Source organism: Micromonospora yasonensis (genome assembly GCF_026013475.1).
Lineage (GTDB): Bacteria > Actinomycetota > Actinomycetes > Mycobacteriales > Micromonosporaceae > Micromonospora > Micromonospora yasonensis.
Map to the genome: position 1 here is coordinate 16,360 of NZ_JAPDPH010000064.1, position 16,577 is coordinate 32,936.

The 16,577-nt window shown below is 73.9% G+C and carries 12 protein-coding genes; 3 read left to right on the forward strand and 9 right to left on the reverse strand.

All coding sequences use genetic code 11. The features are described from left to right. Positions 1 to 2 precede the first annotated feature (2 nt). Both fabF and ONA70_RS15630 read left to right on the forward strand, forming a co-directional pair. Positions 3 to 1,229 (forward strand): beta-ketoacyl-ACP synthase II, encoded by a 1,227-nt coding sequence (gene fabF, locus ONA70_RS15625; RefSeq protein WP_265007153.1) that lies wholly within the window; start codon positions 3 to 5, stop codon positions 1,227 to 1,229. 154 nt (positions 1,230 to 1,383) lie between these two features. Further along, positions 1,384 to 2,094, forward strand: coding sequence for a class I SAM-dependent methyltransferase (locus tag ONA70_RS15630; protein ID WP_265007154.1), 711 nt, complete (start codon positions 1,384 to 1,386; stop codon positions 2,092 to 2,094). 34 nt (positions 2,095 to 2,128) lie between these two features. Here the strand turns inward: ONA70_RS15630 and ONA70_RS15635 are convergent, their stop codons facing one another. The 8 genes from ONA70_RS15635 to ONA70_RS15670 form a co-directional block, all read right to left on the reverse strand. Further along, complete coding sequence (locus ONA70_RS15635) at positions 2,129 to 3,049, reverse strand: ROK family protein (protein ID WP_265007155.1); 921 nt, start codon at positions 3,047 to 3,049, stop codon at positions 2,129 to 2,131. After that, positions 3,046 to 4,503: a lyase family protein gene (locus tag ONA70_RS15640; protein WP_265007156.1), complete on the reverse strand. Its 1,458-nt coding sequence runs from the start codon at positions 4,501 to 4,503 to the stop codon at positions 3,046 to 3,048. Before ONA70_RS15640 ends, ONA70_RS15635 begins: the two co-directional genes overlap by 4 nt. 59 nt (positions 4,504 to 4,562) lie before the next feature. Further along, a complete protein-coding gene (locus ONA70_RS15645; protein ID WP_265007157.1) occupies positions 4,563 to 5,516 on the reverse strand; it encodes an amidohydrolase family protein in 954 nt (317 codons plus the stop codon). Then, complete coding sequence (locus ONA70_RS15650) at positions 5,513 to 6,334, reverse strand: creatininase family protein (protein ID WP_265007158.1); 822 nt, start codon at positions 6,332 to 6,334, stop codon at positions 5,513 to 5,515. The genes ONA70_RS15645 and ONA70_RS15650 overlap by 4 nt, the downstream gene beginning before the upstream one ends. Beyond that, positions 6,331 to 8,115: an ABC transporter permease gene (locus tag ONA70_RS15655; RefSeq protein ID WP_265007159.1), complete on the reverse strand. Its 1,785-nt coding sequence runs from the start codon at positions 8,113 to 8,115 to the stop codon at positions 6,331 to 6,333. Before ONA70_RS15655 ends, ONA70_RS15650 begins: the two co-directional genes overlap by 4 nt. Further along, positions 8,112 to 9,185 (reverse strand): ABC transporter ATP-binding protein, encoded by a 1,074-nt coding sequence (locus ONA70_RS15660; protein WP_265007160.1) that lies wholly within the window; start codon positions 9,183 to 9,185, stop codon positions 8,112 to 8,114. The genes ONA70_RS15655 and ONA70_RS15660 overlap by 4 nt, the downstream gene beginning before the upstream one ends. Positions 9,186 to 9,306: 121 nt before the next feature. After that, positions 9,307 to 10,350 (reverse strand): extracellular solute-binding protein, encoded by a 1,044-nt coding sequence (locus ONA70_RS15665; RefSeq protein WP_265007161.1) that lies wholly within the window; start codon positions 10,348 to 10,350, stop codon positions 9,307 to 9,309. Between the two features lie 50 nt (positions 10,351 to 10,400). Further along, positions 10,401 to 11,564 carry an ROK family protein gene (locus ONA70_RS15670; RefSeq protein ID WP_265007162.1) on the reverse strand — a complete coding sequence of 388 codons (1,164 nt, stop codon included), beginning with the start codon at positions 11,562 to 11,564 and terminating at the stop codon, positions 10,401 to 10,403. 417 nt (positions 11,565 to 11,981) lie between these two features. Here ONA70_RS15670 and ONA70_RS15675 point away from each other — a divergent pair, with 417 nt between their 5' ends. Beyond that, complete coding sequence (locus ONA70_RS15675; protein WP_265007163.1) at positions 11,982 to 14,675, forward strand: sugar-binding protein; 2,694 nt, start codon at positions 11,982 to 11,984, stop codon at positions 14,673 to 14,675. Between the two features lie 55 nt (positions 14,676 to 14,730). Here ONA70_RS15675 and ONA70_RS15680 read toward each other — a convergent pair. Next, positions 14,731 to 16,577: hypothetical protein (locus ONA70_RS15680; RefSeq protein WP_265007164.1), on the reverse strand; the 1,847-nt coding region annotated here is incomplete at its 5' end.

Consider the following 16,577-nt stretch of genomic DNA (forward strand, 5'->3'; position numbering starts at 1 on the left):
TCATGAGTCGCCCCGACGTCGTCGTCACCGGGCTCGGCGCGACGACCCCGCTCGGCGGGGACGTCGCGTCGACCTGGGACGCCATGCTCGCCGGCCGCTCCGGGGTGAGTGCGCTCACCCAGGAGTGGGCCGGGCAACTGTCTGTCCGGATCGCCGCCCAGCTCGCGGTGGATCCGTCCGAGGTACTGGATCGGGTCAAGCTGCGCCGGCTGGACCGGTCGGAGGCGATCGCCATCATCGCGGCGCAGCAGGCCTGGGCCGATGCCGGGCTGGCCGACTCCGGGCTGGACCCGGAGCGGTTGGCGGTCAGCCTCGGCTCCGGCATCGGCGGCGCCACCACCCTGCTCGCCCAGGACGACATCCTGGAGGCGTCCGGCCCGCGGCGGGTCTCCCCGCACACCGTGCCGATGCTGATGCCGAACGGTCCGGCCGCCTGGGTCGGGCTGGAGTTGGGGGCCAAGGCCGGGGTGCATTCGATGGCCAGTGCGTGCGCGACCGGCGCGGAGGCGATCGCGCTCGGCCTGGACATCATCCGCTCCGGCCGGGCCGACGTGGTGGTGGCCGGCGGCACCGAAGCGGTGATCCATCCGCTGCCGATCGCCGGCTTCGCCTCGATGCGGGCCATGTCGACCCGCAACGACGAGCCGGAGAAGGCCTCCCGGCCGTGGGACAAGGGCCGCGACGGCTTCGTGCTCGGTGAGGGCTCGGGCGTGGTGGTCCTGGAACGCGCCGACCACGCCGCCGCCCGCGGCGCCCGGGTGTACGCCCGCCTGGCCGGCGCCGGAATCACCTCGGACGCGTACGACATCGTGCAGCCGCACGCCGAGGGCGAGGGCGCGATCCGGGCCATCGCCAAGGCGGTCGCGGACGCGGACATCGCGAAGACGGACATCGTGCACGTCAACGCGCACGCCACGTCCACGCCGGTGGGCGACATGCTGGAGATCGGCGCGCTGCGCAAGGCGATCGGCGACCACCCGGTGCTGTCGGCCACCAAGTCGATGACCGGGCACCTGCTCGGCGCGGCCGGCGCGCTGGAGTCGATCGCCACCATCCTGGCCATCCGCGACAGCGTCGTACCTCCGACGATCAACCTGGACGACCCGGACGAGGGTCTCACCCTGGAGGTGGCCGCGCACAAGGCCCGCCACCTGGAGATCCCCGCGGCGCTGAACAACGCGTTCGGCTTCGGGGGCCACAACGTGGCTCTCGTCTTCACGCGGGTCTGACCAGCTGACGGCGTCGTCGGGGTCCGTTGTCCGCTCAGGACGCGGGCCCCGAGCCCGTCTCAGCCCCGGTTGCGGGGGTGCTGGCGGGAAGTCCGGCCGGCTGCCGCGCCGGCCGCTAGGGTGGGGGCCGCCGGCAGCCGTCGAGGAGCATCCCGTGGAAGCGACCGAGATCCGCAAGCTCGCCGCGCTCGAGGACACCCACTGGTGGTACCGGGAGCGGCGGGTCCTGCTGGGCCGGGAGCTGCGCCGGCTGGCGGCAGCCGGAGTGCGCCCCGAGCGGGCGCTCGACGTCGGTGCGGCCGGCGGCGGCAACACCCGGGTGCTGCGGGCGTACGGCTGGCGGCCGCTCGCCCTGGAGTACAGCGCGGAGGGCGCCGGGGTGGCCCGGGAGCGAGGGCTGGACGTGGTCCGGGCCGACGCCCGCCACCTGCCGCTCCCCTCGGCCGGGCTGGGCCTGGTGGTCGCCTTCGACATCCTGGAGCACGTCGACGAGGACCACCTCGCGGCCGCCGAGGTCCGCCGGGTCCTGCGCCCGGGCGGCACCGCGCTCATCGCCGTGCCGGCCGACCTGCGGCTCTGGTCGGCCCACGACGTGGCGGTCGGGCACGTCCGCCGGTACGACCACGCCGGGCTGCGGGCGGTGGTGGAGAAGGCCGGCCTGGTCGTCGACGAGCTGTGGAGCTGGAACGTGCTGCTCCGGCCGGTCGCCGCCTGGTGGCGCCGCCGGTCCGCCGGCAGTGACCTGGACGAGCCGCACCCGCTGGTCAACCTCGGCCTGCGCGTGGTCGTCATGGCCGAGCGGTACCTCCCGGTCCGGGGGTGGCCGGGCGTGTCGCTGATGCTGCGCGCCCACCGCCCGGCCTGAGCCGACGTTCACCAAGATCCACTGGCCGGGCCGGTCAGCGGGGCGCGGGCACCGCCTCGCGGGCCAGGGTAAGCGCGCCGAGCAGCGCGGCGTCGTCGGCGAACCGGGACAACACCACGTCGGGCCGGTGCGGCAGCACCTCGGTGAGCCGGTCGACCAGCAGCCCACGAATCAGCGCGTTGCGGGTCACCCCGCCCACCAGCACCACCCGCTGCGGATCCAGCAGCAGGCAGCAGGTGACCAGGTGACGGGCCAGCTCGTCGACGCGGGCGATCAGCGCGTCGCGCGCCGGCCCGGGGAGTTCTGCCGCGCCGGCGAGCCCGGCTGCCCCGTCCGGTACGCCGAGTTCCTCGGCGAGGCGGTCCAGGGCCCGGCCCGAGAAGTCCAGCTCCAGCATGGTGCCCGGCCAGGGGCCGCCGGCCACGGCGTACCCGATCTCGCCGGCCGCCCCGCGATGTCCGGCCACGACCGCGCCCCCGACCGTCACGGCCGCCGCCACGCCGGTGCCGATCCCCACGACGAGACCGGGGTCCGCGTCGCGCAACCCGCCCAGCCGCAGCTCGGCCAGAGCGGCCGCGTTCAGGTCGTTGTCCACCGCCACCCGGGCGACGCCGAGCGCGTCCCGGACCGCGTCGGCCAGCCGCAGCCGCTCCCAGCCGGGCACGTTGGGGGCCAGGTCGATGCCGTCCGGACGGACCACGCCGGGCGAGGCCACCCCGGCGGCGAGGAGCAGCCCACCGACCCCGGCGAGCAGTTCCGCGGCGAGGTCCAGCGCCCGTTCCAGGGCCTGCGGCGCGCCTCGGTCGGCGTACGTGGGGACCCGCCGGTGGGCGAGGAGCCGGCCCTGCGCGTCGGCCACCCCGACGGCCATCTTGGTGCCGCCGAAGTCGATGCCGAGCAGCAGCCCGTCGGTGTGGCTGCCGGCCGCGGGAGGCCTCGAGAGCGGCACGCTCACCGGGCCACCAGCTCGGCGGCGACGGCGTCCAGCGCCTCGTCGGCCCGGCCGAGGCGGTCGCGTACCGCCGCCAACCGGTCGGCCAGCGCGTCGAACGCGACGCGCAGCGTGCCCACCTGGGTGCGGACCGCGGCGGCCCCGGGACCGTCCGCCTGCGCCCGGTTCAGGACCAGGTCGGGACGGACGGCGGCGGCGATCAGGTCGTCGACCGCGGCGTCGTCGAGCGGGCCGGTGAGCCCGCCGGCGGCGGCCCGGACGCCCTCGGCGGTCCAGGTGTCCGGCGCACCGGCCCGGACCAGCCGGCCGACCACCGAGTGCGCGGCCCGGAACGGCACCCCGTGCCGGGTCAGCGCGTCGGCCGCCGCGGTGGTGGTGGCGCCGGAGGCGACGATCTCTTCCCGGCTCGGCGGCGACAGCGGCTCCAGCTCGGCGAGGAAGCCGCCGACCAGGGCGAAGAAGCGCTCCGCCCGGTCGTTGCTCTCCCAGAGCCGGACCTGCACGTCGGTGGTGGCGTTGTTGGAGTCCTCCCACCAGGCGGCACCGACGTTGTTGAGCACCGAGGCGGCGTCCGCCGCGGCCGCGCCGGCGTACGAGACCAGGTGCTCCAGCACCACCGGGTTGCGCTTCTGGGGCATGATGCTGCTGCCCTGGGTGAAGTCGGCCGGGGTGGTGACCCAGTTCCAGCTCAGCCAGTCCATCAGGGTGCGGGCCAGCCGCGCCCCGGTGGCCAACGCCTGCGCGTTCAGGGTGCCGACGCGGACGAGGTGGTCGGCGCCGGCGACGGCCTCGTAGGAGTTGGTCACCAGGCCGGCGAAGCCGAGCAGCTCCGCCACCCGGGCCGAGGAGATCTCCAGGTCGGTGCCGGCGAACGCGCAGGAGCCCAGCGGCGAGACGTTGAGCTGGTCGATCAGGTCGGCGTAGGCGGCCGCCTCGCCGGCGAGCGCCTCGGCGTACCCGGCGAGGGCGTGCCCGATGGTGGTGGGCTGGGCCGGCCGGCGGTGGGTGTAGCCGGTGATGACCACGTCCGCGTACCGGTCGGCGCGGTCCAGCGCGGTCCGCCCGGTGGCGAGCACCCGGTCCAGCACGCCGAGGAGCTGGTCGCGCAGCAACATCCGGAACACCCCGGCGTCCAGGTCGTTGCGGCTGCGGGCCATCTGCACGTCCAGTTCGGACGTCGGGATGCCGCACGCCGCGGCGAGCCGCTTCTCCAGCAGGTAGTACGTGTCCTCGAAGCTGCCGTCGTAGGCGGGCGCCGGGGTGGTGTCGGCGCGCAGCTCGGCCAGCCCGCGCAGCAGCCGCGCACCCCGCTCGGCGGGGATCAGTCCCTGCTCGGTCAGCATCACGACGTGCGCCTGGCTGGCGCGCACCATCGCCGGGTAGAGGTGGCCGACGTGGTGGTCGTACGTGGGCGCCAGGTGGTGCCGCTGGTAGGTGGTCAGCGCGGGTGTGCTCATCGGGGTTCCCTTCCAGTCCGCGGGCACCCGGTCGGGGCCGCCCTGCGGGGTTCGGCCGGTCAGTCGGTCAGGCCGAGCAGTCGTTCGGCGTTGCCGGCGAAGATCGCGCGGAGGTGGTCGTCGGGCATGCCCAGCTCGCGGCAGACCCGGAGCTGGTCGTCGAGGTAGCGGGTGACGTAGCCGCGCGGGAACCACGACGAGTCGCTGCCGAAGACGATCCGGTGCGGCCCGATCGTCTCGTAGCAGCGGCGGAACAGGTCCTCCAGCGTCAGCTTGTACGGCATCCAGCGCACCCACTGGTTCGAGCCGGACGTGTCGACGTGGATGTTGGGGCAACCCCAGGCGGCGAAGAACAGCTCCTGCACGTGCTGCACGCCGAAGTGCGGCACCACCACGGTCAGCTCGGGGAAGCGGCGGGCCATCCGGGCCAGCTCGTCCGGGCCGCCGTACCGCCCGAAGCTGAGGCCGCCGGCGCTGCCGTAGTGCCCGATGTGGACCAGGACGGGCACACCGAGGCGCTGGGCCGTGCCCCAGAGCGGGTCCAGGTCCTCGTGGTCCAGCGGGCCCCGCAGCAGCGGGGCGAACAGCTTCAGCCCGCGCAGGCCGCGCTCGGTCACCGCGCGTTCCAGTTCCCGCGCCGCGTCCGGGCCGTACGGGTCGTGATGGGCGAAGCCGAGCAGCAGGTCGGGATGCCGGTCGACCACGTCGGCGAGGGTGTCGTTGCCGCCGCCGGTGACGAAGACGGCCCGGCGGATGCCCTCGGTGCGCAGCTCCGCGGCCCAGCGGTCCGCCTCGTCCTGCCAGCGATCGGCGGGCGGCTCCGGGTCGGGGAAGCCCCACGCCTGACGCCACTGGCGGGCGTACGGGGCCGAGCCGGCGGCGCGCACCGCCCGCTCGTGCTCGCCGCCCGGGTGCATGCCGGCAGCCTGCTCGCAGGCGTGGATCGTCTCGTCGGCGCCGATCCGGAAGTGCAGGTGGAAGTCGACGACGTCCAGTCCTCGGTCGACGGTCATGACTCACCCCCGGTGGGCAGCGGGTCGGCGGTGGGCGGGGACGGCGGCGGGGCGGCCACCCAGGCGGCCACGATCTCCCGCAGCCGCTCGGCGGCGAGCGCCCGGACCGTCCGGCCGGCCTCCTCGCCGGCCAACGAGATGTGCCCGGACCAGCCCTGCCAGGGGTCGGGACGGGACTCGACCAGCACGTACGGGTGATTCACCGGCAGCTTGGGCCTCGGTGGCAGGTCGGTGGCGGCGTCGAGGCGTACCGCGCCGGGGTCGAAGCCGAGCACCCCGGAGGTCTCGTACGCGCCGCCGTGGCCGCGGGCCGGCGGCTCGCCGTAGATCTCCGCGGTCTCGGCCGGGGTGACCAGCTGGAACCAGTTGACCAGCAGCAGGCTGGCGGTACGCCGGCCGGAGACCCATTCCATGGCGGCCCGGACGGTGGACATGTTGGCGTCGTGGCCGTTGACGACCAGCAGCCGGGGGAAGCCGGCGGTCACGATCCCCTCGATCACGTCGGCGAGGTAGCCGACCGCGATCTCCGGCCGGATCGCCACCGTCCCCGGCCAGGGCCGGGTCTGCCCCGGGCAGGCCGCGTACGCGACGGCGGGGAACAGCACTCCGCGCGGCCCGGCGGCCCCGGCGCCGCTCTCTCCCGCGAAGCCCTCGGCGAGGATCAGGTCGGTGCCGAGCGGCAGGTGCGGGCCGTGCCACTCGACCGCGCCGACGGGGAGCACCGCGAAGTCCGCCGCCGCGGCGACGGCCGCCAGCTCGCCGCCGGGAATCCGGGCGGCGGGGAGCAGCCCGCCGCCCGCCGGCCACCGGTCGGTCACGCCGTCCACCGCGCCGCCTCCCGGCTGGCCTTCGGGCCGCTCTCCAGCCGCCCGGAGACCACCATCACCACGAAGATCAGCACGATCTGGAGCATGCCGTACGCGGCGGCGGTGCCCACCTCGAACGAGTACATCCGGTTGTTGATCTCGACGGAGATCGGTGCGGTCTCCGAGGTGTAGATGAGCACCGAGGCGACGAACTCGCCGACGCCGTGCACGAAGGCGAGCAGCGCGCCGGCTAGCACGCCCGGCAGCATCAGCCGCAGGGTGACCGTGCCGAACGCCCGCCACCAGGACGCGCCGAGGTTGCGGGCCGCCTCCTCCAGCGACGGGTCGAGCTGGGCCAACGTGGCCGAGCTGGAGCGGAACACCAGCGGCAGGAACCGCACGAAGTAGGCCAGCGGCATGATCCAGAAGGTGCCGATCAGCACCTGACCGAGGCTGAACGCGTTGCCGGTGCTGAACGCCGAGATCAGGTTGATCGCCACCACCGTGCCGGGCAGCGCCCAGGCCAGCATGACCGCCACGTCGAGCAGGCCGCGACCGCGGAAGTCCAGCCGGCGTACCGCGTACGCGATGAGCACGCCGACCACCACGCAGCCGACCGTGGCGATCACGCTCATCTGCAGCGAGTTGACGATCGGCCGGTACGCCTCCGGGTCCGTGAGGATCGTGACGAAGTTCCGCATGGTGTACGCCGAGGGGATCACCTCGGTCGTCCAGGAGCCGTCCTGCGAGAACGCCACCAGGGCGATCGTGCCCACCGGGGCGAGCAGCACCACGGTGGCGAGCACCGAGGCGAGCAGGGCCAGCCAGCGGCCGAACGGGTTGGTGATCTCCCGGCGGTGCGCGGCGATGCCCTTGGACTGGGAGCGGTAGCTGCGCCGTCCCTCGTACCAGCGCATGCCGAGCAGGAACAGCACCGACACCACACCGAGCACCGAGGCGTACGTGGAGGCCATCGGCAGGTCGCCGTTGGTGCGGTTGATGTAGATCTGCATGGTCATCGTCTGGTCCACCCCGAACAGCAGCGGGGCCGTGTACGACGCCAGCGACGTCATGAAGACCAGCAGCGAGGCGGAGACCAGCGCCGGGGTGAGCATCGGCAGCAGCACCGTGCGCCAGACCCGGACCCGGCCGGCGCCCAGGTTGTACGCGGCCTCCTCCACCGACGGGTCCATGCCGACCAGCGCCGCGGAGGTGGCCAGGTAGAAGAACGGGTACATGGTGAAGGTGTGCACCACCAGCACCCCGGCGATGCCGCTGAACGGCAGCACCGGGTTCTCCGTGCCGAACAGGTGCTGGAGGCCACGCGGCAGGATGCCGGTCCCGCTGTAGAGCAGCTGGAACGAGATCGCCCCGATCAGCGGCGGCAGCGCCGCCGGCACCAGGATGATCGCCTCGATCAGCCGGCGGCCCGGGAACGAGAAGCGCTTGAGCAGGAACGCCATCGCCACCCCGACGATGCCGCAGAGCAGCACGCTGGCCGCCGAGATCACCAGCGAGGTGACCAGCGCGGACCGCGCCACCCCGTCGCCGGTGAGGAAGGTGGTGTAGTTCGCCAGGCCGTCCACCCCGACGCTCTCGGCGAAGGTGGCGAACATCGGCTGGACGACGTACCCGAAGAGGATCAGCGCCAGCGGGAAGACCAGGAGGTACGGGAACCACGGCGAGTTGGCGCCGACGGTGAACCGCCGGGACCGGCGAGCCCGCGGCGGCGCCGGGTCCCCGGTGGCCGGCGGGACGGTGGCCGCGCTCGGGGTGGCAGGGATGGTGCTCATGGCCGCACCACCCACATCCGTTCCACCGGCAGCCGCAGCCCGACCTGGTCGCCGGCGGCCAGCCCGGCCGGGACGTCGATCGCCGCGACCTGCACCGGCTCGCCGGCCACGTCGACCACCAGGTTGGTGGCCATGCCGGTGAACTCCAGCTCGGTCACCCGGCCGCTGAGGGCACCGGCCCCGGTGGCCGAGGTGAGCCCGATGTGCTCGGGCCGCACGGAGACCAGCGCGGTCGTGCCCTCGCCCAGCCCGTGCTCGGCGGGCGCGGCCACGGCCACCTGCTCGCCGCCGGGCAGGGCCACGGTGACGGTCTCCGGGCCGGCGGCGGCGACCGGCAGGCTGAGCACGTTGCTGCGGCCGATGAACCGGGCCACGAACGCGTTCGCCGGCCGGTGGTAGATCTCCTGCGGCGCGCCGATCTGCTGGACCCGGCCGGACTCCATGACGGCGATCCGGTCGGACATCGCCATCGCCTCGGCCTGGTCGTGGGTGACGTAGATGGACGTGGTGCCGGCCTCCCGCTGGATCCGGCGGATCTCGACCCGGGTCTCCTCGCGCAGCTTGGCGTCGAGGTTGGACAGCGGCTCGTCGAGCAGCAGGGTACGGGGCCGGATGACCAGGGCCCGGGCCAGCGCCACCCGCTGCTGCTGGCCGCCGGAGAGCTGGTCGATCCGCCGGTCGCCGTACCCGGCCAGGTGCACCTGGCCCAGCGCCTCCTCCACCCGCCGCTTCGACTCGGCCCGGCCGACCTTACGGATCTTCAGCCCGTACGCGACGTTCTGCGCGACGGTCAGGTGCGGGAAGAGCGCGTAGTTCTGGAACACCATGCCGGTGTCGCGCTTGTTCGGCGGCCGGTTGGTGACGTCCTCCTGGCCGAACCGGATCCGGCCCGAGGTGGGGAAGTAGAAGCCGGCCACCATCCGCAAGGTGGTGGTCTTGCCGCAGCCGCTCGGGCCGAGCAGCGTGAAGAACTCCCCCGCGGCGATCCTTATGTCGACGTCGTCGACGGCCGCGGTGTCGCCGGCGCGCGCGAAGCGCTTGCTCACCGACTCCAGCGTGACATCGATCATGATGTCTCTCCTTGCGTCCGGTACCGGGTCCGACCGGTGGTGGGTGGGGCCAGACCCGGTCTGGCGGTGCGTACGAGAGGCGGGGTGCCGGCCGCCGTCACGCACCCGGCACCCCGGAGGGTCAGCCCTTGTTCTTGATCTGGCTGTTCCGGTGGTTGATCCACTCGGTCTCGTTCTTGCCGACCACGTCCCAGTTGACGTCCAGCGGCTTGAGGTTGAGCTGGGTCAGCCACTCCGGCTTCTGGGCGATGTCCACCGCCGGGATCTGGTAGTAGTCCTTGGCCAGGTCGGCGCGGAGCGAGTCGTCGAAGAGGAACTCGATGAACTTCTGCGCGCCGGTGGTGTTGCCGCCCTTGACCGCGGCCAGGCCGTCGACCAGGACCGGGGCACCGGAGGCCGGCATCACGTACCCGAAGGGCATGTTGGACTGGTTGGCCTGGAGCAGGATGTCCTGCAGGTTCCAGGCGCTGAGGACGCCCTGCTGGCGGGACATCTTCAGGTAGAGGTCGGTCGGGTTGGCCGCGTACGCGCCGGTGTTGGCGTCGAGCTTCTTCAGCCAGTCGTAGCCGGGCTGCGGGTTGCTGCCGTCCGGCGACTGCCGCTGGATCATCGAGGCGTAGATCGACCGCATCGTGCCGGAGGCCGCCACGTCCCGGATGATGATCTTGTCCTTCCACTCCGGCTTCAGCAGGTCGTCCCAGTCCTTCGGGGCCTGCTCCGGGGTGAGGGCCTTGTTGTTGTACATGATGACCTCGGGCAGCAGGATCTCGCCGAACCAGCGGCCCTCGGGGTCCTTGTACTTGGCGTCCATCTTGCCGGCGAACGAGGGCTGCCAGGCGGTGAGCAGGTCCTCGCCGGCTCCGGCGGCGAGCCCCTGCTGGGTGCCGCCCCACCAGACGTCGGCCTGCGGGTTGGCCTTCTCGGCCCGGACCCGCTCCAGGATCTCCTGCGCGCCGAGGTTGAGGACCTCGACCTTGCCCTTGTACTCGGGGTACTTGGCGGTGAACTTGTCGACGACGAAGGTGGCGACCTTCTTGTCGCGGGCGGTGTAGATCGTCAGCTTCTCGGTGCCGCCAGCGGCCTTGTCGCTCGCGCCGCCACCGCAGGCGGTGCCGGCGGCGAGGACCGCGGCGAGCGCTCCGGCGAGAAGAAGTCGACGTCTCATGGGGTACCTCCGAGGGGTGTGGGGGAACTGGGTTGTTCTGAAGGGAAGGGTCAGGGGGCCGGCAGCAGGGTGGACAGTCCCGCGGCGGCGGCCGAGAGCGCGTAGCTGATCGCGCCGTGCAGCACCGCCCGGTCGCCGAGGACCGCCCGGCGCACCTCGGTCGGGCTCGGCGCGGCGGCGGCGACCAGGGCCTGGAGCCGGTCCACGGCGGCGTCGTCCAGCTCGGCGGCGGCCCCGCTGAGCAGGACCCGGCCGGGGTCGACCACGCAGGCGCAGGCGACGATGAGGCGGGACCACGCCGCGAGCACCTCGTCGAGGTAGGCGGCGGCCCGGTCATCGGCGGCGGCCAGCTCCACCAGCGCCCGGACCGGCGACTCGGGACGGCGCCCCGGGGCCAGGGACACGATCTTCTCCGCGATGGCGTTCTCCGACCAGCGGGCCTCGAACGGGCCGACCCCGTCGTGCCCCCGGTCGGCCGGGTCCAGCGGCAGGAAGCCGACCTCGCCGGCCGCCCCGCCGGAGCCCCGGCGGACCTGCCCGTCCAGCACCAGGCCGGCGCCGATGCCGTCGGCCACGTGCAGCAGGAGCAGGTCGGCCACGTCCGTGCCGGCGCCGGCCGCGTGCTCGCCGGCGGCCATCAGGTTCACGTCGTTGTCCACCACCACCGGCACGCCGAGTCGCCGCTGGACCGACTCCCCTATCGGCCGGCCCTCGACCAGGCCGACCGAGGGGGCGAGCCGGACCGCGCCACCCGACGAGACGCCCGGGGCGGCGATGGCCACGCCGCGCAGCGCGGGCAGTCCGTCGCCGGCCAGCTCGGGCACCGCCGTGCAGATCAGGTCGACCATGTCGCCGGTGAGCCGGACGGTGCGGTGGGCGACCACCGCGCCGTCACTGTCGGCGATCTCGCAGCTGATCCGGGACGGCTCCAGCGAGACGGCCGCGACCAGCTCGGCGCGGGGATTGAACTCCAGCATGGCGCGCGGCCGTCCGGCCCGGGACGCGCCGGGTCCGCGCTCGATCAGGTAGCCCTCCGCGATCAGGTCGCGGACGAGCGGGGTGAGCGTGGCCGGGCTCAACCCGGTGAGCTCGGTCAACTCGGCACGGGAGAGCACCCGCACCTGGCGGGCGGCGGAGATCACGGAGAGCCGCTTGATCTCCTTCGACCGCTCCCGGCTCACCGGGCTCGTCGGTGGCGTCACCACGTCAGTCACACTTCCTTCCTACGGCGAACGAACTATCTAGTCAAGTAACGAAAGCGTCTCGGCCGCCCGACGGGGCGGTGATGAGCTGCTGAAATGTCGACCGATTAGGCATTCGAGGGGCAACCCTCCCGTGCTGAATCCGGGGGTCGAGAGCGCACATGGCGCCCAGTTAGTTTCTTTCGCAAATTAAGAAAGATCTTGCACAGCATTGACGGGCCGCCGCGCCGGTCCCTAGCGTCACCGGGCGAAGGCCTTCCAGTGTGTACGGATCCCCGTGCCGCTGCGTACCGGTGACCCCGGGCGCCCGTCGGCGCCCGCCGTCCCGTCGCCCACCACCCACCGTCCGAACGCGACCACCACGTCGACGCGTCACGCGTCCGACGTCGATGGGCGCTGCCCGGATCTCGCCACGTCGAAAGGATCCGCATGCGACTCAAGGCGTTCCTGCTACCCACGGCCCTCGCCCTGGCCCTCTCCGGGGTCCCGGGCGCGGCCCTCGCCGCACCCGCGCCCGCCCACCCCGCCGGCACCGTCGACCTCGACGTGCTCTTCGTCAGCGCCCACCCCGACGACGAGGCCGGCAGCCTCGCCACCCTCGGCCAGTGGAAGGAGCGCTACGGCGTGAAGGCCGGCGTCGTGACCATCACCCGGGGCGAGGGCGGCGGCAACGCGGTCGGCCTCGAGGAGGGCCCCCCACTCGGCATCATCCGCGAGCGCGAGGAGCGCACCGCGATCGGCCGGGCCGGGGTGGAGAACCTCTACAACCTGGACCGGGTCGACTTCTGGTACACCGCCTCGGCGCCGCTCTCGGAGCGGATCTGGGGGCACGACGACACCCTCGCGCAGATCGTGCGGGTGATCCGGCAGACCCGGCCGGAGATCGTGCTGACGATGAACCCGTCGCCGACCCCGGGCAACCACGGCAACCACCAGCAGGCCGCCCGGTTCGCCGCGGAGGCGTTCCACGCCGCCGCCGACCCGAACGCCTTCCCCGAGCAGCTCTCGAAGGAGGGCCTGAAGCCGTTCCGAGCGGCGAAGTTCCTGCGTACGGGTGGGACCGGCAGCTCGTCCGCCGGTCCGGCGTGCGCGTCGAGCTTCGTCCCGACGGTGCCCACCGATCAGGTCTTCGGGGTCTGGGAGGGCACCCCGAGCGACACCGGCAAGACCTGGGCGGAGATCGAGGTGGACGCCCGCCGCGACTACGCCACCCAGGGCTGGGCCGGCACCGCCGCCGCCCCGACCGATCCGACGAAGATCCGCTGCGACTTCTACACGCTGGTCGACAGCCGGGTCCCGTACGACCCGGCCGACGTTTCCCCGGAGGCGATCCTGCGCGGCTCGGTGCTGCCGCCCGCGGCCGGCGGGCTGCCCCAGGGGGCCGAGCTGTACCTGACCACGGACCGGTTCGACCTCGCCCCCGGCGAGACCGTCGAGGTGACCGCGCACGTCAGGGCCTCCCGGGACCGGGCCCTGACCGCGCCCCGGCTCGCGCTGCGGCTGCCGCCGGGCTGGACCGCCACCGGCGCTGGCGCCCTGGGTGCCGCGGTGCCGGCGGGCGGGGAACGGACCGCCACCTTCACCGTCACCGTGCCGGCCGACGCCGCCACCAACCAGCAGCAGCTCGTCGGCGCCACCCTGGCCACCGGGCAGGGCGCCGGCCGCACCGACCGGGCGGTCCGGGTGGTCGCCGACGTACGCGGCACCCTGGAGCCGCTGCCCGAGGTGGGCATCTTCCGGAACTGGGCCGGCGAGAGCGGCTACCCGCAGCTGGACACGCTCATCAAGCCGGTGCTCGCCATCGGCTCCGGGCAGCGTCGTACGGTCCGGGTCGACCTGCGCAACCACGGCGAGACCGCGCAGCACGGCGAGGTCACCCTCGGCCTGCCGGCGGGGTTCACCGCCGACGCGGCCACCAAGAGCTATCCCGAGCTGGCACCCGGCGCCACCGGTGCGGTGACCTTCACCGTCACCAACACCGACGCCACCCTGCCCACGGCCAACGAGGGCGGGACGGACGGCGACTACGGCATCACCATCACCACGACCAGCGCCGCCGGCCGCACCGTCGAGACCGGCGCCCTGGAGATCGTCCCGACCAGCGAGGTGCCGCACGCCGGGGCCGCCGACGCGGTGGACGGGGTGGCCGCCCCCGGCGAGTACCCCGGCCCGGAGCTGGACCTCTCCCGGATCTGGGAGGGCGAGCCGACCACGCCGCAGGACGCCTCGGCGACCGGCCGGATCGCCTGGACCGAGGACGCCCTGAAGGTCTACGTACAGGTCACCGACGACGTGCTCGGCCGGAAGGTGGTGCCGCAGGACTGCAAGCGGCAGCGCCGCACCGACAGCGTCGAGATCATCATCGACCCGAAGGGGAACTCGGCGGACACCTCCACCGTGTTCAAGGCCGGCATCTTCCCGGTCACCGACGATCCGGCCAACGGTGACCCGCCGTGCTGGCAGCGGGACGCCGACAACCGGCAGGGCCCGGGCGCGACGACCGCGCCGGGCATGACCGTGGTCAGCAAGGTCAGCGCGCCGTACACGGGCTACACCATCGAGGCGAGCATCCCGTTCGCGGTGCTGCCGGACGCGGTCGACCCGGCCCGGATGGGCTTCAACGTGCTGGTCTACGACTCGGACACGCAGGACCTGACCTCGCAGTCGCGGCTGGGCTGGTCGACGTTCACCGGTGTCCGGGCCGACCCGTACCGGTACGGCCTGGTGACCCTGCCCGGCTACGCCCCGGCGGCCCGCCAGCCGAGCGCACCGGTCTTCCCGGACACCGCCGCGCGCAGCGTGCACAGCCCGCAGACCATCGCGCAGTCGGCCGTGGACGGGGTCGCCCCGGCCGCCGTACCCCGGCTGCCGGACGGTGCGCTGCGGCTCACCGACGCCCGTACGGTCGCGGGCGGCGTCTCGGTCACCCTGACCGCGGACCGGGCCGGCACCGCGTACCTGTACGGCTGGGACGGTGACCGGGCCATCGGCAGCCGCACGGTGCCGCTGGCCGCCGGCTCGCCGATCACCGTGGTGGTGCCGGTGACCGGTACGCCGGCATCCCTGCTGGCGGCGTTCGAGTCGGACGGCGCAGCCCTGGCCCGGGCGGTCCCGCTCGGCTGACGGCGAAGGAGGGGCCCCTTGTTAACAGACGTCTGTTAACAAGGGGCCCCTCCTTTCACCGGAGCAGGTAGACGGCCACCCGGCCGTTGTCGTGGCGCAGGTCGGCCAGGGTGGGCAGCGTCGCTGACTCCCGGCCGACGTCGCGGTCGACGACCAGCCAGCGCACGCCGTACCGGTCACGCAGGGCGGCCAGGCCGGTGGCGGTGGGCGCGGTGAAGGCGTCGTCGTTGGCCCGCTGCCGGGCGGGGTCCCAGAACGGCGCGTACGGGCCCTCCGGTCGGCCCACCATCCGGGGCGCGAAGGCCCAGCCCTCCACCAGCACCGACCGCTGGGCGTAGCCGCTCAGCCAGAAGGTGCGGGCGTCGCACCAGCCGTCCACCACGACCCGGCAGTGCACGTTGGTGGCGAGCACGTCGTCCGGGGCGCTGTGCGCGTACACCCAGCGGGCCGCCTCGACCCGGGAGGCCGGCATCGCCACCACCGGGTAGGCGCCGCCGTTCGGGTACCGCCGGGCCGCCGCCGCGTCCAGCACCAGGCCGGGGGCCCCGGCGGCCAGCACGGCGGTGAGCAGCACCAGACCGCCCCGGCCGGCCAGAGCGGGCCGGCGCCGGACCAGCGCCGGCCAGGACCGGGCCACCACGAGCGCCGTCGCGGCCAGCACGCCGGCCCAGCACAGCAGCGGCAGCACCGGGGCGTACGCCGGGGTGGCCGGTGTGCTGGTCGCGGCGGCGAACTGGATCGCGGTGAGCAGCATCGCGAACCCGGCGGTCCCCGCGCCGAGCAGCCGGCGGCCCCGGGCGGAGAGGGCGGCGCGGTCGGCGACCTCGGCAAAGCCCCAGGCGGAGAGCAGCACGCCGAAGGCGAAGCCGGTCCGGGTGAAGTACTGGTTGCTGCTGCCCGGGTGCCCGAGGAGCAGGTAGGCGGCGGGACCGGCGAGCGCGCCGCCGAGCAGGAACACCTGCACCGGCGCCAGGCGCCGGCGGCGCGGCCACAGCAGCGCCGGCACCCCGGCCAGCCGCAGCTGGAGGCTGAGCAGGAACGCCAGGAACACGCCCGCCCGGACCAGCGCGGTGAACCCGGCCGAGCGGCCGGCCGGCACGTACGGACGGAGCCCGGAGAACGGATCGACGGTCACCCCGTGGCTGGTGAACGCGAAAAGCACCGCGGTGGCGAAGAACTGCGCGGCCAGGGCCAGTCCGGCGGCGAGCAGCACGGCCCGGGGCAGCCGGCGGCTTGTCGCCAGCGCCACCGCGGCGGTGACCGCCAGCGCGGCCAGCACCACGGGCAGCGTGCTGGCCTTCGCGCCGGTGGAGGCGGCCAGGAAGAGCACCACGAGCACCCAGGCGCCCCGGCCGAGCGGCGGCACGCGCACCCCGCGGGCCCGGCCGACGACCTCGCCGAGCGCGGCGAGCAGCGGCAGCAGCAACACCCAGCTGTACGTCATGGACGGGCTGCCCCAGACGATGAAGGTGGTCTGGGTGCCGAAGAGCTGCCGCCAGCCGTTCTCGAAGCCGAACTCGCCGACGGTGAACATCAGCGCGGCGGCCACCACCCCGGCGTACGGGCGGCCGGTGATCCGCCAGCCCACCACCGCCACCAGCACGGCCGCGAGGGCGCACAGTGCCGGTACGCCGAGCCGGAAGAACACCGTCGGCAGGTCGACGCCGCTGACCAGGCTGGTGGCGGCCAGGTGGGCGAAGCCGAACCAGTGGTAGTGCAGCGGTTCCCCGGCGGCCTGCGGCACGTCCAGCGGCAGCTGGTGGGTGGCCGCCCCGGCCAGCGAGAGCTGGAACGCCAGATCCACGTACTGGGCCTGCCCCTCGTCGGGGGGGAGCACCGGGTTGACCGCGAGGAACGACCAGTACAGGTAGGGGGTGAAGCCGGCGACCACGCCGGCCAGGG

Bases quoted from the DNA above. Each gene is read 5' to 3' on its own strand.
- fabF (WP_265007153.1), top strand. From the start codon at position 3: ATGAGTCGCCCCGACGTCGTCGTCACCGGGCTCGGCGCGACGACCCCG.
- ONA70_RS15640 (WP_265007156.1), bottom strand. From the start codon at position 4,503: ATGAGCACACCCGCGCTGACCACCTACCAGCGGCACCACCTGGCGCCC.
- ONA70_RS15645 (WP_265007157.1), bottom strand. From the start codon at position 5,516: ATGACCGTCGACCGAGGACTGGACGTCGTCGACTTCCACCTGCACTTC.
- ONA70_RS15655 (WP_265007159.1), bottom strand. From the start codon at position 8,115: ATGAGCACCATCCCTGCCACCCCGAGCGCGGCCACCGTCCCGCCGGCC.
- ONA70_RS15660 (WP_265007160.1), bottom strand. From the start codon at position 9,185: ATGATCGATGTCACGCTGGAGTCGGTGAGCAAGCGCTTCGCGCGCGCC.
- ONA70_RS15665 (WP_265007161.1), bottom strand. From the start codon at position 10,350: ATGAGACGTCGACTTCTTCTCGCCGGAGCGCTCGCCGCGGTCCTCGCC.
- ONA70_RS15675 (WP_265007163.1), top strand. From the start codon at position 11,982: ATGCGACTCAAGGCGTTCCTGCTACCCACGGCCCTCGCCCTGGCCCTC.